Below are 18527 nucleotides of genomic sequence, written 5' to 3' on the forward strand. Positions count from 1 at the left end.
TCACCCTCACATTGCACCGCGCCGTTTCTTCAACCAATTGCAATGTCTAAAGAAATCGCCTGATTTACTCAGCCGGTTTTCCCGACTGGAAATGGCTCGCCGTCCAGCATCGCATCAACCTTATGGCTGGCTGCCACGCTGCTGCTCTCGGCAAGATTCGCGTTCGCATTCTCAATGAAGCGCTTACGTACAGGGACCAACACGAATTTCGCCGCGATAGCGGCAGCTATCGTGATACCGGAAGCCAGGATAAATACCCGGTCCCAGTTGCCGCCTGCCGATAACACAGACGCCAGGGGAACCAGCAAGGACGCCGTCCCTTTCGCGGTGTACAGCGTACCGGCATTACCCGCTGCAAATTTGACGCCAAACGTATCGGCGCAAATCGCGGGGAAAATTGAAAAGATCTCGCCCCAGAACAGAAAGACCAGTGCGGCGAACGTCATGAAGGCAATCGGATCGTGACCGAACTTCATGAGCCCAAGCATCGCAATCCCTTCACCGAGGAAGACGATGAACATGGTATTTTCACGGCCGATCTTGTCGGAGATGAAACCGCACAGGGGACGGGTAAAGCCGTTGCAAAGATTGTCGATCGACAACGTCATGGTCAACAGCGGCAATGTGAATCCCAATAGCGTAATCGGCATCTTCGCCAGGCCATAATCTTTGGCGATCGGGCCCAGTTGTGCGGTCGCCATCAAGCCACCGGCGGCAACCGCCACGAACATCCCATAAATTAACCAGAAGACGGGCGTCTTGAGCATTTTCCCGGTAGGGACATCGACCTTGGTTGTCACCAGTCTTGGCGCTGCCGCCACACCTTTTGGAGCCTTTGGCCGCACCATGAACAACGCCAGGATAAAAATGAATATGCCCTGGAAAATGCCGAAAAACTGGAAAGCTTGCTGATATCCGGAAGTCTGGATCATGTTGGCGATTGGAATCACGGTGACTGCCGCTCCGGCTCCAAATCCTGCCGCCGTTAACCCGGCCGCCAGGCCGCGCTTGTCCGGAAACCATTTCAGCGCATTCCCAACGCAGGTGCCATACACACAACCGGCGCCGATACCGGCGATCACGGCAGCCAGGTATAGCTCGGGAAGTGTTGTCGCATGCGCATCGATCACCCACCCGGCGCCGGCGAAGATCGCACCTGCGGCAACTACGGGACGCGGTCCAAACTTATCGACCAGCCAACCCTCTATCGGCACCAGCCACGTTTCGACCAGGATAAAAATGGAGAACGACAATTGAATGGCGGATAAACCCCAATGATTCTTGGCCTCGATGGGACTCACGAACAAAGTCCAGGCATATTGGAGATTAGCCACCAACCCCATGCATATGATGCCGAAAACAAGCTGGACCCACCGATTACTGAACTTTCTGCTATAGACATCGCTGTCAGTTGCGACTTGACGACGGTAGTTCATAAAAGTTATCTCCTGGATATTTTTTTATATGACTTTTGTTCACTGTATGTTCACTGTCGGCTGCCTGTCTTGCTTTCGTCGTTCTGCGCGTGTTCCGGACACTGCATATTTAAAAGCACCATCCGAGATGAAATGGCATGCCGCTACGATGAAATCCAGCCGGCGTCCAACGACGCACACCACTTTTTGACTCCGGGACACACGCTCGTACGTCCCGCTTCGGCTCAATCAAACATTTTGAAAATGGGTTAACCCACATTGCAAATTGCTATCGTTCCGGCGAGCGCGAGAACGATATTGAAATGCTCGGCCTTGTCATTCACTTTCGTAAATCGCAACCGCTTGGGGACATTGTGGGAGAATGGTCCGGCGTTTTCCTTGACTGCGGTTAAGATTCGAAATCTGCGATTATTTAACTTTTAGCTGCTCGCTGAAATCGTGCTTGCTTCGGCGCTGACTGCGCCAACGCTCAGACGCCGACTTCGGCCTTCTGGATTTCCGCCCAATCGACTGCTGGCGCCATTCTTGAACCGCTCGTGATCATGGCGTTATAGCAGCGCGTCTTGATGGCCTGGATGGCATTCATCAAGAACTCGACATCGTAGGCTTTCAGCAAATGCGGCTGACGCGTTTCCAGATACACCTGAAGGCGATCCTTCTCTCCGGCGCCGTGCTGAAGATCCTGATAAATCTTGGCATCCCAGTGCCACTTGAGCCCAAGTTCATAAAATGCGGCGTTATAGGCGCCGAGATGAATTTCTTCCGCATTCACTGCGGATTCACTATCGATTGCGACATCGCACATGGCTACTCTCCTTCACCTTGATCATCATTAACAGCGTCTGCATGAACACGCAGCCTTGAAACACATCGTAGGAGCAGAGAACAATAAATGACAGTTAAAGTTTTTAATGAAAACCATTACTCATAACGTATACATTTGGCAAATTCAAAAAAAAACCATGCAACCGGAATCGTTCTCCAAATACGACTTTGCGGCGAGATGCAGCAGGCCGCGAGTTTTGCCGTTTGACCGTTGATTGGAGTTACCCCCTCGGGGTGGACCAAGGCCGCGGGATGGGGTGATATGCTTGTCGAGCCTTCTTAGGAGGAGCGGCAGCATGTCAGCAAGAGGACCTTATCGGCGGTATAGCCAGCAATTTAAAATCCAGCTTTGCACGGATATTCGTACTGGCAAACTTGGGGGCCATGAGGCGCTCAAGAGCTATAAGCTGCGAGCCAACCTTGTGCAGATGTGGCTGACGCAGTTTGATCGCGGTGAGCTGGATAAAGAAGATGCCGCCGCTTCGACAGTTGCAGGGCATGAAGCACAGATTGCGGCTTTGGAGCGCAAGGTCGGTCAGCTCGCCATGGAGCTCGATCTCCTTGAAAAAACACCTCGGCTACGACTCGTCAGCGACAGCGAGAACTCATCGATCATCAGCGGCCTGAAGCCTCCGCGTCACCTTGGAACTCAGAGCACGTGGCCATGCCATCAATCACAAACGCGTAGCCAAGGTAATGACGAGGAATGGGCTGCATGTCAAACGCCGGCGAAGTTTTAAGCCGACATCAGGAGCCGAGGCCGATTTGGCGACGTTCCCGAATCTTTATCGTAATATCATCCCGACGGCGCCTGATCGTGCCTGCGTGGCAGATATCACATATATTCGCACGCGTCCGGCTTCATCTATCTTGCGGTGATCCTGGATGCTTGTAGTCGCAAAGTGATCGGCTATCCGATACAAAGCCAATTCCGCAGTTTTCGCAATAACAACCATCGACGAACTGCTCTAACGGCGGAACACCAAGTGCGTCTTGTTTGCATTCGTCAACAGCAAGTTGATCTTTACGTTTGTAACCTGCTCGCTCCTCAAAATCCGGGAAAAGGCGTCTTGGGCTAGATTTTCCGATGAGAATTTTCTTTGCTCGAACATGAGTGTCACTCAAACATTTGGGGCAAGCATTTACTTTTTTTTGTGACATAGAATCGCTGCCTAATCAATTCATCATGAAAAGCGTTGGGAAAATTTCGAATGCCTGTTATTGGCCGTTTCGAGCCGGCAGCGAAGGACTCAACCGTAGCGCAAACATACACTAAATACTTTGCACGGCACGGTCACGAGGTTGTGCTTAGTAGCAGCAGAGGACCGGATTCGTTAAGCGAACTCGTGCGTGGTATCGGCTCGAATGCCAAAACGGGCACTGTCCAGGAATCGCTGCCGTCGTCGTGTTCCTTGCTTCCGATGAAAGTTCATATATCACCGGTGTGGATCTCGCCGTCGATGGGGGCATGGCGCAGGTCTGACATGAAGATGGCTTGTCTGGATCAATTCGCGGATGGCGCAATATTCGTTTTGGCGCCTAACGCAATCGGGACTGCATCAAGCAAGGTCTTGGAGATCATCATTTTTTTTGTAACCTCGAGGAATTTCTTGAAATGTGGGGTTTCAAGGTGAGTCTGATAGGCGTGTGCGTCCGTATACATTTCAAAAACCCACACACGATTAGGATGCTCCTTTTCATAGACTGCATACAGCACCAAGACCCCGATCTCTAGGAGTTCACCATGCCTGGCCTCATCTGCGCGCAGGAACGTTGAAAGTCGTATTCAATGACTGTCATCATTCGGGTGACTATGAAATGATGCTTCAATACCCGCACCGGGCGTTGTTGGCGCCGCGCGTACACGCTGTGATTAATTATTTGTTGGAAGTATTCAGCAAAGATGACTTCTTGCATGTGCCATTGAAGAAACTGCAGTCGTACGTTGCGTGAACACTGGTCGAATTTGCGTTATGCCGGCGGCCCATTGGCGGACTCGATGAGATTTAGCAGGTGCTTTTTCGTCGCTTACAGGGATGCCCTTCCTGAGCTTGCCATTCCTTGACCAATTGCCGGCGAGTACCAGGATAGTGCTCATCCAAAAAATCTACCGTCACAATGCTGTCGGCACGAAAGCGACGAAAATCGCCAAGCGACTCGCACCAGGCAGCAATGGACCATCGTGACTCCACGAAACCGAGCATGATCGGCCAGATCGTTTGCTCCAGTACGGGCCCGTTTTCTTCTCTATACACGACGTGCATTTTGCGATGTTCGCGTAGCGCCTGCCGAACTCGTCCCAAATCGAGGCCCGTATCTTCGCTTTGCCGGCTGATATACAGCGCATTGTCATCCAGCGCTCGCCGCATTTCTGACGGAAGCACTGCATCGATTTTTGCAATCGCGTTCAGCATGGCATGCGCCAGGGCATCATCCGTTTGGCGGCTGACCCATTGAGCGCCGGCCGCAAGTGCATGAATTTCTTCTGCCGTGAAGGACAGCGGCGGCAGAAGGAAGCCTGGCCGGAGTATGTAACCGATACCCGGCTCGCCATTGATATCAGCACCTAATGCTTGCAGTGTCGCAATGTCGCGACGGATGGTGCGTAGCGATACGCCAACCTCGCGTGCAAGTGCTTCACCGGACACCGTTCCACGGTGTCGGCGAAGGATTTGCAAAAGGTCGAATAACCGATGGCTTCGCGACATGCTCAATCCATTACGACGAGGCACTTTCCACCGAACTTAAGGCCCGCCTCAAGCTCGGTGATCAATTGGATCGCGTCCCCCAAAGGTACGACTCTGGCGATCGGCAGTCGAAATTTTCCTTTTCTTGCGGCATCGGCAAGGCTATCAAGAATGTCGGGCCTCGGTGTGCCCACAATCGGCTTCAGTTTGCGGTTAAAGATCGAACGGATGAACTTGCCCGGGGTTGGATTGAGGTCGAGGAACACACCATCCTTTTTCAGCAGGCTGAGTCCTATCTCGGTGGTCATCGTGGCGGCTGTGTCGTACACCACATCGAAACGTTCACTGATCGCCGACAAATCGGTGGCTCGATAGTCAAAAATGGTTTGAACGCCGAGCGAGCGTATCCTTTCCATCGACCCTGCGCTGCAACTGCCTGCAACCGATGCCCCGAGCATACGCGCTATCTGCACGGTCGCTTCGCCCACTGCACCAGCGCAGCCATTGACGAAAACGTGTTGGCCAGCGCTCAGCTTCGCCTTATCTACCAAACCGTTCCAGGCCGTTATACCCGGAGTGCCGATGCAAGCCGCGTCCTCGAAAGAAACTTCGTCGGGTTTCTTTGCCAGGAAGGCTTCTTTGGTCACCACAGCCTGGCCCAGGGCGCCGCTCTCCTTGAAACGGGCCAGACCGAACACAGCGTCCCCCGGACGAAAGCGCGTTACGCCTGGACCGATTGCGGTCACCACCCCAGAGAAATCCATGCCCATCGCGCGGGGGAAGGTATTTCCCGTAACAATCTTCATCTGGCCGTTGCGCAGCTTCCAGTCGATTGGGTTGATGGCTGCAAATTTGACCTTCACGACCACTTCGCCTTTACCCGGCGTGGCCACTTCGAAGTCGTCGAGCCGCATCAGTTCCGGGCCGCCGTACTTGTTATATTGGATACGTTTCATGGCAGGCCATATCCCTCTGGTTCAGCGAGGCAAAACCGGGTGGTTTGCTGAGCAAAGCCCTTAGTATGTGCAGTCATGGATGGTTCTCTTTTGTTGTGTCGGAAAACACAGTCTATTTCACCATGGTGCCAATTTCTGGCACCATGGTTCGCCGCTTCTGCCTTTCTGCGTAGGCAGAAAGGCCGTCAGGCACCATTCATGCGCTCGAACAAGGCTTCGCCCATCTTACGCGCACCTGCAGACAAGCCGACCAGCACTTCGTCCTGATCGTTTTCTAACTGGATAAGTGCCTCGATAGCGAACTTGTCAGCGGACATCATCTGCTGTCCGGCGGCACCTCCGCTCCTACTTCCACCACCCAGTCCGGTGTCAACGATGGGCGGCGCCATTTCTACAACCCTGACGCCTGTCGCTTTGAGCTGGTGACGCAGGGACAGCGTGAAGGAATGCATAGCTGCTTTGGTCGCACAGTAGACGGGAACATCGGCCATTGGCGCGAATGCAAGGCCAGAGGTGACGTTGATGATCGCAGCCTGGGATTGTCGCTTCAGCAATGGCAACAACTCGCCGATGAGCCGCACCGGCGCGGTGAAATTGGTAGTCACCTCTTGCTCGAGGTATTCCAGCGCGTCCGCCTCTGCGAACAACCGGCGATATTGCACGCCCGCGTTGTTGATAACCATGTTGAATCCGGGGTATTCGATGTTTAGCCAGCTCACCATGGACTGGCGGCTTGCTTGATCAGTGATGTCGCAGACGCGGGTGACTACGTGTGGCAGCTGGGCTTGCGCTTTCAGCAGCGCTTCCTCGCTGCGCCCGCAGATGATGACGCGATTGCCGCGTTCGGAAAGTTGCCGTGCCAGTGCCAAGCCGATGCCGGCGGCGCCGCCCGTAATAAGAATGGTGTTTGCTGTTAGGTTCATGTCGACTATCCTTCTTGTTTGAAAAATGAGAAGGTGCGCCGACGAAAGACTTTGGGAATCCAGCGGGCACACCTAGACGACCGGCAAGCCGGCGCAGGTGTCGCGGATACCCTGTGAGGGGAAAGCTGTCGCCCTGTGGGACGGTGACCGGGCTACCATCTGGTCTGCGCTCTTTCGACGGTAGCTTTATAGCGTAAACGGCACCCATTGACAATGCCTCCCGATCACGTCCGGGCAGACAGCTGCCCGTTGACGCGGTGCGGTTTTTGCGTTTAGTCGGCGATTGGATCCATGCTTTTCGGCAGTTGTTCAACGAGTGCGTCCACCGCCATCCGCAAGCGCAGCGCCATGTGGGGCACATTAGGCCAGAGGGCGTAACAGTCCACCGCGGCACCGGGCTGGTCATCCAGCACGCTGACCAGTTGCCCCGTGCGCAGGCGCTCCCGGACTAGCCATTCGGGCAGCCAGGCTAGGCCCAGGCCAGCCGTGGCTGCGTCCGCAATGGCCTCCAGATCATCTAGTTGCAGGCGGGAGTTCAGCGGCGTATTGACAATGCGGCCGGTCGCATCGGGCAACTGCCAGACGTTAACGCGGTCGGCACGGCGGTAAAGCAGGATGCTGTGCGCGGCCAGCTCGGCCGTGCTCTGCGGGCGTCCATGTGCAGCCAGGTATGCTGGCGAGGCGCACACCCGCTTGCGCTGCACCCCCAGCTTGCGCGCCCGCAGGCCTTCGCTCTCGGTCCCAAGTAAGCCGCTGCGGATGGCGAGATCAAAGCCTTCAGCCAGCACGTCCACAGTACGGTCGCTGAAACTCAAATGCAGGTCAAGCGATGGATGCTGCCGCGCCAGATTCAGCAAGATGGGTGCGATGCAGTGGCGACCGAACAGCACGGGCATGGAGACGCGCAGCCGCCCCGTCATTTCGTGCCGACCGGACGCCATCTGTGCCTCCGCCGCTTGCAGCTCAGCCTGCGCTCGAGCGCAGTGCTCGTAGTAGATCTGGCCATCGTCGGTCAGGCTCTGTACCCGCGTCGTGCGATGGAACAGCCGGGTAGCCAAACGCGCCTCCAGTCGGGCCATCGCCTTGCCTACCGCCGAGCGCGTCAGCCCCAGTTGCTCCGCCGCGCTTGTGAAGCCGCCCAAGCGTACCACTTCCAAAAACACAGTGACCCCATCGAAACGTTCCTGCCGCTCGGGAACCGCGCTCATCAAAGCTATTGGGGAATCCAGTTCCTTCGTCATTGGAATATCTTTCTACATTGGATCGTATTTTTCCACTTTATCATACGATTACTTGCTGTAGTGGGAATTCAGGGCGACAAACCAGAAAATTTTGAACAGGAAAACTACATGCTGATTTCAATTGTTTACGACAGCGGCTGGGGCCATACCGCCAGGCAAGCGCAAAGCGTAGCCGAGGGCGTGCGCCGGGTGGCAGACGCCGAGGCACGACTGATTCCCGTGGCGGAAGGTGCTATCCCCTGGGACGTGCTTGAGGCCAGCGATGCCATTGTCTTCGGTTCGCCGACATACAACGGCGCTCCCAGCGCACGCTTCAAGCAGTTTTGCGAAGAATCGACCAAACCGGTCTGGAGCAGGATGAAATGGCGCGACAAGCTGGCCGCCGGTTTCACCAACTCGGGCGCGCAAAACGGCGACAAGCTGCACTCGCTGATCTCGATGGCGCTGTTTGCGGCCCAGCACGGCATGTTGTGGGTCGGACTCGATCTGATGCCCGGCAACGACAGCAGTCGTGGCAGCGTACATGACCTCAATCGCCTGGGCAGCTGGTTGGGCGCGATGGCGCAATCCAATGGCGACCAAGGGCCGGATGACACCCCAATCAAGAGCGACCTCGACACCGCTGCCTACCTTGGGCAGCGCGTGGCGGAGACCGTGCGCCGGTCTCAAGCCGTTTGACCCATTTTTTTTACCAAGGAGCCTCATATGAAACTGCTTTGCCTCGACATCCCACAGCCAGGTGCTAGCCTGGAAAAATACCAACCACATATGCTGGACGAACTCCGTCACACTTGGCAGCTCTACAAGGACGGCATCGTGCGCGACATCTATTTTCGCCAGGATCGCCCCGGCGTCGCCATCATCGCCGAGTGCGAATCGGTTGAAGCCGCGAGGCAAGTCTTGGGCGAGTTTCCGCTCGCCAAAGCTGGGTTGATTGGCTGGGACGTCATCCCACTTGGCCCTTTCCACTGGGATGCGCTCTTCGCGCCTGGTAACAACTGACACTTGCAAGTCGTCGGTCTGTATGCCGGCGACTTGCGAAGCATGCCTCCAAGCCTCTATGGCCCTTCAAACAGGAACCTACGATCATGACCAAGCAAGCTTCCGAACTTAAACCGATCCTTTTCGTCGTCACCAGCAATGCTGTGAAAGGGGCAACGGGCATCCCGACCGGTTTTAACCTGGCCGAAGTCACTCATCCGCTGGAAAAATTACAAGCAGCAGGCCTTCAGGTGGAATACGCCTCGCCCTTGGGTGGCGCCGCACCGCTGGATGGGCTGGAAGACATGAACGATCCGGTCATTGCCCGCTATTGGGCCGACGCCGATTTTCGCCACGCCATCGCTCACACGCTGTGCCTGGACGATGTAGATCCATCACGCTACTCGGCCATCTTCTTCGCCGGCGGCCACGGCACGATGTGGGACTTCCCCGATAGCGTCGCCGCGCAAAAAACCATTCGCGAAATCGATGCTGCGGGCGGTATCGTCTCGGCGGTGTGCCATGGCCCGGCGGCTCTGGTCAATGCGCGCCGTGCCGATGGCAGCCTGCTGGTGGCAAACAAGCGGGTGGCAGCCTTTACCGACGGCGAGGAAGAGGAAGTGCAATCCACGCATGTTGTCCCCTTTCTGCTGGCGTCCACGCTTAACGAACGCGGCGCACACCATCAGAATGCCGCCAACTGGGCCGACAACGTGGTCGTCGATGGCCGGCTCATCACCGGACAGAATCCGCAGTCCGCCGCGAGCCTGGGCGAAGCACTGCGCGATGCCTTATTGGCGTGATTAGCCGCCGACACGAGAATGAGAACATCGTGAAACTGATTTGCGTCGAAGAGCACGTGCTCGATCCTGCCATCGGAGCGGCCACACAGAGCTTGGTCCGCGCCGAGGCCCCTTACCTTCCCGACTGGGGCAGCCGCGTGATCGACGGCAGGTATGTGGCCGATCCCAGCCGTCCGCATGTCATCGCACCCAGCGAGTCCGCCCGGAAAGCCTTGGAAACGGGCGAACCGCGCCTGGCCGACATGGACGCGGCAGGCATTGACATGCAGGTACTCTCCTATGGCGGCTTTCCTCAGTTACTGCCTGCCGCGCAGGCCATCGACCTGAACCGTGCTGCCAACGACAAACTGGCTCTCGCAGCGCAGGCCCATCCTGCGCGCTTCGCCGGCTTCGCCACCCTGCCTTGGCAAGCACCCGAGGCAGCCGCCCGCGAATTGGAACGGGCGGTGAAAGAGTTGGGCCTCAAAGGTGCACTCATCAATGGCCGTCCCGGCGACACCTTCCTGGACGATCGGCGCTACGCGCCCATCCTCGCCGCTCTCGACGAACTGAAGGTGCCGCTGTATGTCCATCCCGGCCTGCCGTTGCCCGCCGTGCAAGCGCCGTACTATGGCGGATTCGAGCGCGAACTCGGCGCACGGCTTGCCATGTTTGCCTGGGGCTGGCACAACGAAGCGGGCATCCAGGTCGTGCGCATGCTGCTTGCAGGCGTGTTCGACCGCTATCCGGGACTGCAGCTCATCAGTGGCCATTGGGGCGAGATGGTGCCTTTCTTCCTGCAAAGGCTGGAAGATTCGATTCCGCAAGAAGCCTCCGGCCTCCAGCGCCCGATCGTGCAGACCTATCGCGAGCATGTGTACGTATCGCCCAGCGGCATGCTCACGCTGCCGCATTTCCAGTTCATCCATGCGCTGATGGGAGCGCAGCGCATCCTGTACTCCATCGACTACCCCTACCAGAGCCTGGACGGCGCGCGGGCCTTCATCGAGCGCCTGCCCGTCAGCGAAACCGACAAGACCCTCATCGCCCACGGCAACGCTGAACGGCTGTTGCATTTGTAATCTGACATCGAGAAGGAACCAGCATGACACAAGGAATCGACAATAAAGTGGTCGTCATCACCGGCGGCAGCAGCGGTTTGGGCGCGGAAACAGCACGTCATTTGACACGGGCCGGCGCCAAGGTCGTACTGGGCGCGCGTCGATTGGATCGCCTGCACGCGCTCGCGGAGGAACTCGACCTGGGCACCGAAAGTGTCATGCAGACCGACGTCACCGATCACGCACAAGTTCAGGCGCTCGTGAAGCGCGCCGTGGACATGCATGGTCGCATCGATGTGATGCTTAACAACGCGGGGGTGATGCCGCTCTCGCCGTTGGAGATGCTGCGCATCGAGGAGTGGAACCAGACCATCGACGTGAACATCAAGGGCGTATTGTATGGAATCGCTGCCGCATTGCCCCACATGCAAACACAAAAGAGCGGGCAAATCATTAACGTCTCATCGGTGGCTGGTCACGTGGTAAGCGCCGGCGGCGTGGTATACAGTGCCAGCAAGTTTGCCGTGCGCGCCATATCCGAAGGACTGCGCAAAGAAGTGAAGCCCTACAACATCCGCTCTACTATCCTCTCACCGGGGGCGGTGGATACCGAGTTGCCTGCTTCTACCAAGGCCGAAGGCATGGCGCAAGCCATGCGGGCGTTCTACGAGCGCAACGCTATCCCCGCAAGCAGTTTCGCGCGCTGCGTGCTGTTTGCAATGAGCCAGCCAGAAGAAGTAGATATCAACGAAATCCTTTTCCGTCCAACGCATCAGGAGTTCTGAACATGGTTCGCATTGCTCGCGTATTGATATGCGAAGACCATGAGTCGTAGCGGTATACATATTCCATTCTGTGTCCCTGATCGATTGAAAGAAAAATATTTGAGTCTCCCAGTTATCGTTCTAGGCGGACGCAAAGACGTCTTGCTCGCTCTCGGAATGCCGCGTCCCCACCTTTCAGGATGTCGCACATTGCTTTTCGGATATCTGCATTTTCCAGTCCTCCTGCCGTGTAAGTAATCGGCGGGAGTCGGCCCGTCTGATGCGGTCCAGCCTCAGCGACGATGATCTGATCTGCATCGGTATTGATCGCCAGATTGGCGTTATGAGTAACCATGATGACCTGTCGTTTGGCTTTCGCAGCTATGAAAAGCGGTACAAGTTCGTCGAAGACGGACTTATTCGCCAGATCTAGACCGCGCCAGGTCATTTCTCCGAATCTTTTTTCTTTCGCATTGCGGCTAGAGCGGCCATATTTTTGCGCACGCTCTTCCCCATCTCACTGTCAGCAGCAATATCAATTTTCGCCCGGCCAATTGAGCGAGGCGGAAGTCCCAAGATTTTCTCCGCATTGGCCATAATCGTCTTTCTTACCACGACCCCAACGGAGACACCTTCCTTTTCAGCTTGCTTGGTATAAAACTCAAAATCTTCGTCACTCAAATTGACGCTGACCACATGCCTCCGGGGCCTCAAGCTGTCGATCATTCCAAGAACGCTTGTTTTGCTGCGTTCATCCAACTCACGATAGCCTGATAGAAGCTCCCCTTCATCATCGCTCGCCGGATCCGAGATCACGCCTGTCAAAACATACAAGACATCGACTCCCGCAGCCACAATCGCAGTCATATAGGCAGTTCCTGGCTCCCTCTTGTCCGCCTCATATTTCACCTGGCCGTCTTTCTGAACACCGCCAATCTCGGCGAAATCAGTCTGATTGAGGCCCAGGCGCAAGCGTTCTTTGCGCAAGCGGGAACCAAAAGTATCTAAATCACTTGTATTTTCGTTTCACATGAATCTTATTGAATACTATATTTGAGGTTATTCCAACAACGATCGTAAATAATACTCTATGGACCGAAAGCCAAAAGCACGACGAGCACCGAAAAACTGCCTCTCGAAGCAGATCGTTATCCGTCTTTTGCCCGAGGAAGTTACCAAAACCGATCAGTTTGCGGAAGCAGAAATCCGGTCCCGTGCCTCGTTTATCCGCATCATCTTTCTGCGCGGGTTGCGGGCGTATGAACATGAGCAAGTCATCAATTAATCGCTTCGTGCACCAGATAGAAAGGACGTTGGCGTGAGAGTTATCAGTATTCCCTGCCCGCATTGCCGACACGGGGTGCATGCCGCAAACAGCCACACGATGTCGGGCATGATGATGGAGATTACCTACATGTGCAAGAACCCCGGATGCGGTCATATCTTTGTCGCCGGCCTGGAAGTATTGCGCACCTTATCGCCGTCCGCCATCCCCAACCCTAGCGTCAACATCCAGTTGTCCAAGCATGTCAGGAACATCAGTGCCCATGCATCCGGACAGGAGGGGTAACAAGTATCCATGACGAATACCTGCGACATCCTGGCGCCGCCATAACGCTTCCTTAGCCAGCTTTACCCCAACTCGATATCAATCTGCAACGCCTGAAATAGCGCGTGCGGGACTCGCTTACCCTGAAGAAAGCCAACCATGCCTACACAATCGACTTTCACCGATCTCAAAAAAATCACCGTCAGGCCAGTGGCGGTACGTCTACACCCGGATCCTGAGCATGGAATGTATTCAACTCAAACGATTGTCTTTCATTTTGGTGACGGCAGTCGGCATGAGCTACGCCTCCATCTCAGTTCTGGTTTGAATGCGCTTGCTATGGGCGAGCTGGTCACCAATCAAGAGGTGACTGCATGAAAAAGCTCTTTCTAGACCTTTGCGTTATCGCGTTCGGTTTCCGGCTCACCATTTTCGAGATCAGGCGGCAGGGTGATCCATAGTTGGAATCCCTGAATGCGAGGAACTTCTTCTGCGGTCAGCTCCTTGCCATGCCAAATACCACCACCGGCCCGCATCCATTCGACGCCGCCATAACCGATAGTCCCTTCCCCATTGTCCGGATCGTTATAGCGCACCCGGCCTTCTGTAAAGACGGTTACTGTTGCTATACCCGAATGGGGATGCAAAGGCATGCTCGACATTGCATGGATGGCATCTCCACTCACTTCAAAAATGTCGAGGAATACAAATGGCTTGAGAATCTGTCCCAGATCAGAAGGACTCATAAGACGGGTAATCGGTCCGTGTCCCGTTGCTCCTCGTGTGGACTGCACAATACGCCGAGACAAATTCGCATCAAGGTTGGTTGATGATGTAGTCATGATTTCGATTCCCGTGCAGTCAGGTTTGCGTTGGACGAATGAGGCGCAAAATGCTGGCACGATACAGCCAAGTGATTCCTGCGGTGATCAGTAGCAGCACGATTGCAGGTAACGGGCTGCCGCCGATAACGAATAGATGGATAACAATAGCAAAGCACATGGTGACCGCCAGCAGCAGACCGCCCAGTCCTGCGGTGACAGGTAGCAGTAGTGCAATAGCACCGCTCACTTCGACTAAACCGGTTACCGTTCGGAACCACTGACCCAAGCCAATATGGCCGAAGATCTCAACCATCATTGGCACGCCAGCAAGCTTGGCAATGCCCGCAGCTAAAAAACGCTGCGGCGGCTACAAGACGTAATCCGAGAGACGTGTACTTAAGAATTCTGCTTGGGTTCGATTGAATAGAAACTTGCTTACTCATAGTGTTGTTCTCTTTAGGTAATTCAAAACCAAAATTGAGTTTCGTGTAAATCACGCCTACTGTAATGACCTTATGCTGGGACCTGAAACAACATCCCCGATTCCAATATTTCCAGGTATGCGTAGGCCGCTCTTGTGGGCTACAGCACTTTCTAGCATTACTCGCCCATGTCGATTAACGGTATGGCGAGCGAGGACAGATTTATTATCGATGCCACGCATCAGAAAAAATAAATCCGTCCTCTTGAGCTAGCTGTTTAAACCTGAGCAATCGCCTCGCGGACGAAGTCTTCGTAGGTGCGCAACGGATGTCCTATGATGGCCTCCAGCCGCTCTACCGTTCCTTCATTTGCCTGCATGCCGAACTTCTGGATACCCGCCATCATTAAACTCATGTCATAAGCCAACCAGGTAGGACCGTACGAGGCCAGATTTTTTTCGAAAGCTGCCACGTCGTCACCACCGTAGGCGATCTCGCTGCCCAAGGCGGAACTCCATATCTTCGCCACGGAGGCACCGGTAAGTGCTTGTGGACCGACCAACTCCAGCGTTACTCGATCCAAGGCGGAAGGTGCCCGGTCGCGTCGCAACAACTCTGCAACTGCGACATCCGCGATGTCACGCGCATCGATCATCGAGACGCCTTTCGAGCCGATCGGCATTGGATAAACCGAGTAATTTTGAATCGTCTGCTGGACCATGAGTTCGTTTTGCATGAAGTAAGCCGGACGCAGAATGGTCGCTGGGATATCGAGGCTTTCAATCATGCGTTCAACCGTATGCTTGCCAGTAAAGTGCGGAACATCGGTGAACTTGTCAGCATGAATCACCGACAGGTAGACAATGCGCTCGATGCCAGCCTCGCGAGCAAGGTTTAACGTGATGATGGCTTGCGTAACTTCATCGGGTGTAACCGCGTTGAGCAGGAACAGCGTGCGCACCGACGACAGCGCAACGCGCATCGACGCTACGTCGGTCAGATCTCCAACAACTTCGGTGACACCTGCAGGGAAGACCCGCTTGCCAAGCTGGCGTACGAGGGCTTTAACTTCGGCGCCAGAGTCAGCCAGGCGTTGAGTGATAAGTGAACCAATGGTGCCCGTGGCACCGATGACGAAAATGCTCATTTGAATCTCCTTCAGGGGTTAAAAAATTGAATAAAAAAGTATGTTTAGCGAGAGAAGTCAACAACGACTTTCCCTGCGCGGGAGGCGGTACGATTGCGTTCGATCGCTTCAGGGATGTCGGCGAAACCGATTACTTCACTGATCTTGGATTGGAGCGTGCCGCTGGCTATTTCCTCGGCCAGCTTCTCCAAAAGTTCGGGGTCTGGCTTGTTCATGAACCAAAGCCCTCGGCGATTAGCAGGTTTGCGGGCCAAAATGTCGGGTGATACTGTGCTGACAATGACACCGTTCTGCTCCAGTACCTGCCACGAGCGATCCAGTACTTCACCCCCGACGTAGTCGAGCACCAGGTCAATGTCTCGAACAACATCCTCGAACCGCTGAGATTGATAATCGAGCACATAGTCGGCGCCGAGACTGCGCACGTAGTCGAGGTCAGCGGTTCCCGCGATTGCAAAGACCTCGGCGCCCGCTCGCTTGGCGTACTGCACCGCGTATCCGCCCAGTCCACCGGCCGCACCGTGAATAAGGATTCGCTGGCCTGGATAAATCGATCCTGCATGGTGGAGGCTCTTCCAGGCAGCCACGGCTGCTACTGGCACGGCTGCGGCACGGACATCGTCCAGACCTTCTGGTGTACGCGAGAGGGTCGCGGCATTAACGGTAACGAACTCAGCGTACGCGCCAAGACCTCCCATTGCCCCCATGACCCGATCGCCGACTTGGAGGTGAGAAACACCAGGACCGACTGCGTCTACTACACCAGCCAGTTCAGCCCCCAAAACGATTGGCAATGGAAGCGGAAAGGCGTTACGCACGTTGCCTTCTCGTACCTTCCAATCGATGCCGTTCACGCCAGCGGCGCGAACTCGAACAAGAACCTGGCTTTGTTCTGGTGTCGGCTTCTGGATCTCGGCCACTTCCACGGCGGCAGCGCCGCCATATGCCCGAACTAGTACAGCGCGTTGAATAGTGTTCATTGCATTTCCTCTTATCGATTGCGATGAAGAGAAGATAGGCTGTTGCGCCAATTGACGGAAGATGCCAAAATTTAGACACTACGTTTCAAAAATGGAACACTATGAACTTGAACGCTCTAATCGATTTCACACTCGTCGCCTCCAATGAGGGACTGGGAAAAGCAAGCCGTGCGAGCGGCATATCCAAAGCAACTTTGTCTCGCCGCATTTCCGAACTTGAGGAACAAATGGGCGTGAGACTGGTTGAGCGCAGCGCACGCGGTCTGAAACTTACCGAAGCTGGTCAGATGCTGATGACTCGAACCGAAGGTCCGTTGAGCGAAGTGGTCGAGGCAATGACAGCAGCACGCGATGGAGTATCGATGCCTCGGGGACGATTGCGTATTGCTTCTCCAGTGCTGTTTTCGCAGCTTGCGATGGGCCGCATTGGAGCAGAATTCTGTGCGGCCTACCCCGAGGTGACAATCGAAGTTGTGGCGGAGGATCGCATGGTCGACCTCGTCGAGGAACAATTTGACGTTGCCATTCGAACCAATCCGAAACCAGATAGCAGTTTGGTCGGCCGGTGCTTCGCAAAGGATAGGTTGGTTGTAGTGGCGGCGCCTGAAGTGCCTATGCCCATGCCCGGCGCGATCAGGCCAGTTCCTAGTATTGTGGCTTCGAGCTTCCAGCCCACTACTTGGAATCTTGATGGCGGACAATTGATCCTGGAGCCCATCCCAAAACTACGGTTCTCTTCATTCTTAATGATTCGCGATGCAGCTATCGCAGGTGGTGGTGCGGCCCTCATTCCACAGTCCATCGCGTGGAACCAGCTTGCCAGCGGAGAATTGGTTCAATGGGGCACCGTATCGGGCGCAGAAGCTGAACTCTGGATCTTGCACACATCAAGGCGGCTTGCAGCTCCAAAGGTCCGCGCATTCGTCGATTTCATGTGCGCTCGATATCCGGACAAGTCTCTAGTGCTAAAGGGGTAATGACTATTCACCAGATTGTCACGACGTCCGCTTTGGGCCCAGACTGTGTAAAAACGAAGAAGCAGCATAAGCATGCCATGGAGTTTTCATTTTAAGGTTAACTAAACACCATAGGATTGCGACGTTGTGGCCGCTTGGATTTTAGACTGTTTGTAAAAAACGGCTGAACTGTCGCTATGGCGTCGCTGCAAACGTCAAAAGCGCTTATGCGCTCATCATCTGGATCAATCTGCCAACGCCCAGGATATTGATCAGCCGTTTTATGTTGTAAGCCAGCACATGCAAACTCATTTCAGTGCTGACGCGACCGATTGTCCTAGTCAGGAAGTGAGTCGCTCCCATCCACGCTTTGATTGTCCCGAACGGATGCTCGACGGTTTGACGACGGATTCGCATTACATCGGGTGTTTGATCCAGGCGGGCTTGCATCGTGTCGAGAACTGCTTCGTGTTCCCATCGTGTTACGCGACGCTGTGGACTTGGCGTGCATTGTTGCTTGAGTGGACATTGTTGGCAGTGCGAACTCCAATACCGATGCAGGTTCAGCCCTTTTTCTTTGCTTGTAAATCGCCAGATCAGGCGCTGTCCTGCAGGGCAGCGATATTCGTTCGTTTGGGCGTCGTAGATAAAGTCGGCTTTGAGACCTGTCAGAAATTCTGTGTGCGGGGCCAGAATTTCGTAGTTAGTTAATCGCGTTCGTGAAACGTTCGCCGAACATGATGGCGAACTGGTTGGCTGCTTGCTTCCATGTCCGCTGCGGCATCTTCCAATCTTTTTCAATATTGCGCAAGGCGAGGAACAGCAATTTTGTTGCGGCGTCATCGCTGGGGAAGTGGCCGCGATTCTTGACGATCTTTCGAAGGCGCATATGCAGGCTCTCTATGGCATTGGTCGTATAGATAATCGTGCGCACCTCGGGTGGATAGGCAAAGAACGGAATGACCTGCTGCCACTGCCGCCGCCACATGGTTG

The 18527-nt window shown here is 55.0% G+C and carries 24 protein-coding genes and 3 pseudogenes; 11 read left to right on the forward strand and 16 right to left on the reverse strand.

The annotated features are described in order from the left end of the window. Positions 1-68: 68 nt before the first annotated feature. Together oxlT and BLV81_RS22145 are read right to left on the reverse strand one after the other, a co-directional pair. Positions 69-1436 carry an oxalate/formate MFS antiporter gene (gene oxlT / locus BLV81_RS22140; RefSeq protein ID WP_092360078.1) on the reverse strand — a complete coding sequence of 456 codons (1368 nt, stop codon included), beginning with the start codon at positions 1434-1436 and terminating at the stop codon, positions 69-71. 469 nt (positions 1437-1905) lie between these two features. Continuing rightward, on the reverse strand, positions 1906-2241 hold the full coding sequence (locus BLV81_RS22145; protein WP_092360079.1) for an HAD family hydrolase: 336 nt from the start codon (positions 2239-2241) through the stop codon (positions 1906-1908). 316 nt (positions 2242-2557) lie between these two features. On the opposite strand from BLV81_RS22145, the gene BLV81_RS22150 reads away from it, so the two are divergent. Together BLV81_RS22150 and BLV81_RS24515 are read left to right on the forward strand one after the other, a co-directional pair. Further along, positions 2558-3001, forward strand: a complete 444-nt coding sequence (locus BLV81_RS22150; protein WP_255365422.1) for a transposase — start codon at positions 2558-2560, stop codon at positions 2999-3001. Further along, positions 2904-3140, forward strand: coding sequence for an IS3 family transposase (locus tag BLV81_RS24515; RefSeq protein ID WP_092360080.1), 237 nt, complete (start codon positions 2904-2906; stop codon positions 3138-3140). The genes BLV81_RS22150 and BLV81_RS24515 overlap by 98 nt, the downstream gene beginning before the upstream one ends. Here BLV81_RS24515 and BLV81_RS23775 read toward each other — a convergent pair. Continuing rightward, positions 3123-3422 carry a hypothetical protein gene (locus BLV81_RS23775; protein ID WP_143036417.1) on the reverse strand — a complete coding sequence of 100 codons (300 nt, stop codon included), beginning with the start codon at positions 3420-3422 and terminating at the stop codon, positions 3123-3125. The genes BLV81_RS24515 and BLV81_RS23775 overlap by 18 nt on opposite strands. 223 nt (positions 3423-3645) lie before the next feature. On the opposite strand from BLV81_RS23775, the pseudogene BLV81_RS22160 reads away from it, so the two are divergent. Beyond that, a pseudogene (locus BLV81_RS22160) lies at positions 3646-3744 on the forward strand (SDR family oxidoreductase); the annotation flags it as partial. Between the two features lie 21 nt (positions 3745-3765). On the opposite strand, the gene BLV81_RS24520 reads toward BLV81_RS22160, so the two are convergent. From BLV81_RS24520 to BLV81_RS22190, 5 genes are all read right to left on the reverse strand, one after another. Beyond that, a complete protein-coding gene (locus BLV81_RS24520) occupies positions 3766-3978 on the reverse strand; it encodes a putative quinol monooxygenase (protein ID WP_369823926.1) in 213 nt (70 codons plus the stop codon). Between the two features lie 289 nt (positions 3979-4267). Next, positions 4268-4969, reverse strand: a complete 702-nt coding sequence (locus BLV81_RS22175) for a helix-turn-helix transcriptional regulator (RefSeq protein WP_092360082.1) — start codon at positions 4967-4969, stop codon at positions 4268-4270. Positions 4970-4971: 2 nt separating this feature from the next. Continuing rightward, a complete protein-coding gene (locus BLV81_RS22180; RefSeq protein WP_092360083.1) occupies positions 4972-5904 on the reverse strand; it encodes an NAD(P)-dependent alcohol dehydrogenase in 933 nt (310 codons plus the stop codon). Between the two features lie 185 nt (positions 5905-6089). Beyond that, on the reverse strand, positions 6090-6827 hold the full coding sequence (locus BLV81_RS22185) for an SDR family oxidoreductase (RefSeq protein WP_092360084.1): 738 nt from the start codon (positions 6825-6827) through the stop codon (positions 6090-6092). Positions 6828-7099: 272 nt separating this feature from the next. Continuing rightward, entirely contained in the window at positions 7100-8068 is a 969-nt protein-coding gene (locus BLV81_RS22190) for a LysR family transcriptional regulator (protein ID WP_218134303.1), read from the reverse strand. A 108-nt stretch (positions 8069-8176) separates the two neighbouring features. Between BLV81_RS22190 and BLV81_RS22195 the strand changes: the two genes are divergently transcribed. The 5 genes from BLV81_RS22195 to BLV81_RS22215 all read left to right on the forward strand — a co-directional run bounded on the left by BLV81_RS22195 (position 8177) and on the right by BLV81_RS22215 (position 11677). Continuing rightward, positions 8177-8746 (forward strand): flavodoxin family protein, encoded by a 570-nt coding sequence (locus BLV81_RS22195; protein WP_092360085.1) that lies wholly within the window; start codon positions 8177-8179, stop codon positions 8744-8746. Positions 8747-8773: 27 nt separating this feature from the next. Next, positions 8774-9070: a YciI family protein gene (locus BLV81_RS22200; RefSeq protein WP_092360086.1), complete on the forward strand. Its 297-nt coding sequence runs from the start codon at positions 8774-8776 to the stop codon at positions 9068-9070. 86 nt (positions 9071-9156) lie between these two features. Further along, positions 9157-9852 carry a type 1 glutamine amidotransferase domain-containing protein gene (locus BLV81_RS22205; protein WP_092360087.1) on the forward strand — a complete coding sequence of 232 codons (696 nt, stop codon included), beginning with the start codon at positions 9157-9159 and terminating at the stop codon, positions 9850-9852. 29 nt (positions 9853-9881) lie between these two features. Further along, positions 9882-10913 (forward strand): amidohydrolase family protein, encoded by a 1032-nt coding sequence (locus BLV81_RS22210; protein WP_092360088.1) that lies wholly within the window; start codon positions 9882-9884, stop codon positions 10911-10913. 23 nt (positions 10914-10936) lie between these two features. After that, the gene (locus tag BLV81_RS22215; protein WP_092360089.1) at positions 10937-11677 is read left to right on the forward strand and encodes an SDR family oxidoreductase; all 741 of its coding nucleotides are present in this window, start codon (positions 10937-10939) and stop codon (positions 11675-11677) included. Positions 11678-11789: 112 nt separating this feature from the next. Here BLV81_RS22215 and BLV81_RS22220 read toward each other — a convergent pair. Both BLV81_RS22220 and BLV81_RS22225 read right to left on the reverse strand, forming a co-directional pair. Beyond that, positions 11790-12086, reverse strand: a pseudogene (locus tag BLV81_RS22220) (hypothetical protein); the annotation flags it as partial. A 14-nt stretch (positions 12087-12100) separates the two neighbouring features. Continuing rightward, a complete protein-coding gene (locus BLV81_RS22225) occupies positions 12101-12643 on the reverse strand; it encodes a hypothetical protein (RefSeq protein WP_143036418.1) in 543 nt (180 codons plus the stop codon). A gap of 331 nt (positions 12644-12974) precedes the next feature. On the opposite strand from BLV81_RS22225, the gene BLV81_RS22230 reads away from it, so the two are divergent. Then, positions 12975-13226 carry an ogr/Delta-like zinc finger family protein gene (locus BLV81_RS22230; RefSeq protein WP_092360091.1) on the forward strand — a complete coding sequence of 84 codons (252 nt, stop codon included), beginning with the start codon at positions 12975-12977 and terminating at the stop codon, positions 13224-13226. Between the two features lie 138 nt (positions 13227-13364). Continuing rightward, a complete protein-coding gene (locus BLV81_RS23780; protein WP_143036419.1) occupies positions 13365-13583 on the forward strand; it encodes a hypothetical protein in 219 nt (72 codons plus the stop codon). A gap of 11 nt (positions 13584-13594) precedes the next feature. Here BLV81_RS23780 and BLV81_RS22235 read toward each other — a convergent pair whose 3' ends face one another. From BLV81_RS22235 to BLV81_RS22250, 4 genes are all read right to left on the reverse strand, one after another. Then, the gene (locus BLV81_RS22235) at positions 13595-14047 is read right to left on the reverse strand and encodes a pirin family protein (protein ID WP_218134304.1); all 453 of its coding nucleotides are present in this window, start codon (positions 14045-14047) and stop codon (positions 13595-13597) included. Between the two features lie 19 nt (positions 14048-14066). Then, a complete protein-coding gene (locus BLV81_RS22240; RefSeq protein WP_218134305.1) occupies positions 14067-14345 on the reverse strand; it encodes a DoxX family protein in 279 nt (92 codons plus the stop codon). Positions 14346-14728: 383 nt separating this feature from the next. Beyond that, positions 14729-15598: an NmrA/HSCARG family protein gene (locus BLV81_RS22245; RefSeq protein WP_092360092.1), complete on the reverse strand. Its 870-nt coding sequence runs from the start codon at positions 15596-15598 to the stop codon at positions 14729-14731. A 44-nt stretch (positions 15599-15642) separates the two neighbouring features. Next, positions 15643-16578 (reverse strand): NADP-dependent oxidoreductase, encoded by a 936-nt coding sequence (locus BLV81_RS22250; RefSeq protein WP_092360093.1) that lies wholly within the window; start codon positions 16576-16578, stop codon positions 15643-15645. A 101-nt stretch (positions 16579-16679) separates the two neighbouring features. Between BLV81_RS22250 and BLV81_RS22255 the strand changes: the two genes are divergently transcribed. Next, positions 16680-17555 (forward strand): LysR family transcriptional regulator, encoded by an 876-nt coding sequence (locus BLV81_RS22255; protein ID WP_092360094.1) that lies wholly within the window; start codon positions 16680-16682, stop codon positions 17553-17555. A gap of 204 nt (positions 17556-17759) precedes the next feature. Here the strand turns inward: BLV81_RS22255 and BLV81_RS22260 are convergent. Together BLV81_RS22260 and BLV81_RS22265 are read right to left on the reverse strand one after the other, a co-directional pair. Continuing rightward, positions 17760-18194, reverse strand: a pseudogene (locus BLV81_RS22260) (transposase); the annotation flags it as partial. A gap of 43 nt (positions 18195-18237) precedes the next feature. Further along, positions 18238-18527 (reverse strand): transposase (locus tag BLV81_RS22265; RefSeq protein WP_143036420.1); only part of this gene is annotated, 290 nt, incomplete at its 5' end.

Origin of the sequence: Collimonas sp. OK242 (assembly GCF_900107095.1) — a bacterium.
In the GTDB taxonomy this organism is placed as follows: domain Bacteria; phylum Pseudomonadota; class Gammaproteobacteria; order Burkholderiales; family Burkholderiaceae_D; genus Collimonas.

Coding starts and splice junctions, on each gene's coding strand:
- oxlT (WP_092360078.1), bottom strand. CDS start 1,436: ATGAACTACCGTCGTCAAGTCGCAACTGACAGCGATGTCTATAGCAGA.
- BLV81_RS22145 (WP_092360079.1), bottom strand. CDS start 2,241: ATGTGCGATGTCGCAATCGATAGTGAATCCGCAGTGAATGCGGAAGAA.
- BLV81_RS22150 (WP_255365422.1), top strand. CDS start 2,558: ATGTCAGCAAGAGGACCTTATCGGCGGTATAGCCAGCAATTTAAAATC.
- BLV81_RS23775 (WP_143036417.1), bottom strand. CDS start 3,422: ATGTCACAAAAAAAAGTAAATGCTTGCCCCAAATGTTTGAGTGACACT.
- BLV81_RS22175 (WP_092360082.1), bottom strand. CDS start 4,969: ATGTCGCGAAGCCATCGGTTATTCGACCTTTTGCAAATCCTTCGCCGA.
- BLV81_RS22180 (WP_092360083.1), bottom strand. CDS start 5,904: ATGAAACGTATCCAATATAACAAGTACGGCGGCCCGGAACTGATGCGG.
- BLV81_RS22185 (WP_092360084.1), bottom strand. CDS start 6,827: ATGAACCTAACAGCAAACACCATTCTTATTACGGGCGGCGCCGCCGGC.
- BLV81_RS22190 (WP_218134303.1), bottom strand. CDS start 8,068: ATGACGAAGGAACTGGATTCCCCAATAGCTTTGATGAGCGCGGTTCCC.
- BLV81_RS22195 (WP_092360085.1), top strand. CDS start 8,177: ATGCTGATTTCAATTGTTTACGACAGCGGCTGGGGCCATACCGCCAGG.
- BLV81_RS22200 (WP_092360086.1), top strand. CDS start 8,774: ATGAAACTGCTTTGCCTCGACATCCCACAGCCAGGTGCTAGCCTGGAA.
- BLV81_RS22205 (WP_092360087.1), top strand. CDS start 9,157: ATGACCAAGCAAGCTTCCGAACTTAAACCGATCCTTTTCGTCGTCACC.
- BLV81_RS22215 (WP_092360089.1), top strand. CDS start 10,937: ATGACACAAGGAATCGACAATAAAGTGGTCGTCATCACCGGCGGCAGC.
- BLV81_RS23780 (WP_143036419.1), top strand. CDS start 13,365: ATGCCTACACAATCGACTTTCACCGATCTCAAAAAAATCACCGTCAGG.
- BLV81_RS22235 (WP_218134304.1), bottom strand. CDS start 14,047: ATGACTACATCATCAACCAACCTTGATGCGAATTTGTCTCGGCGTATT.
- BLV81_RS22240 (WP_218134305.1), bottom strand. CDS start 14,345: ATGATGGTTGAGATCTTCGGCCATATTGGCTTGGGTCAGTGGTTCCGA.
- BLV81_RS22245 (WP_092360092.1), bottom strand. CDS start 15,598: ATGAGCATTTTCGTCATCGGTGCCACGGGCACCATTGGTTCACTTATC.
- BLV81_RS22250 (WP_092360093.1), bottom strand. CDS start 16,578: ATGAACACTATTCAACGCGCTGTACTAGTTCGGGCATATGGCGGCGCT.
- BLV81_RS22255 (WP_092360094.1), top strand. CDS start 16,680: ATGAACTTGAACGCTCTAATCGATTTCACACTCGTCGCCTCCAATGAG.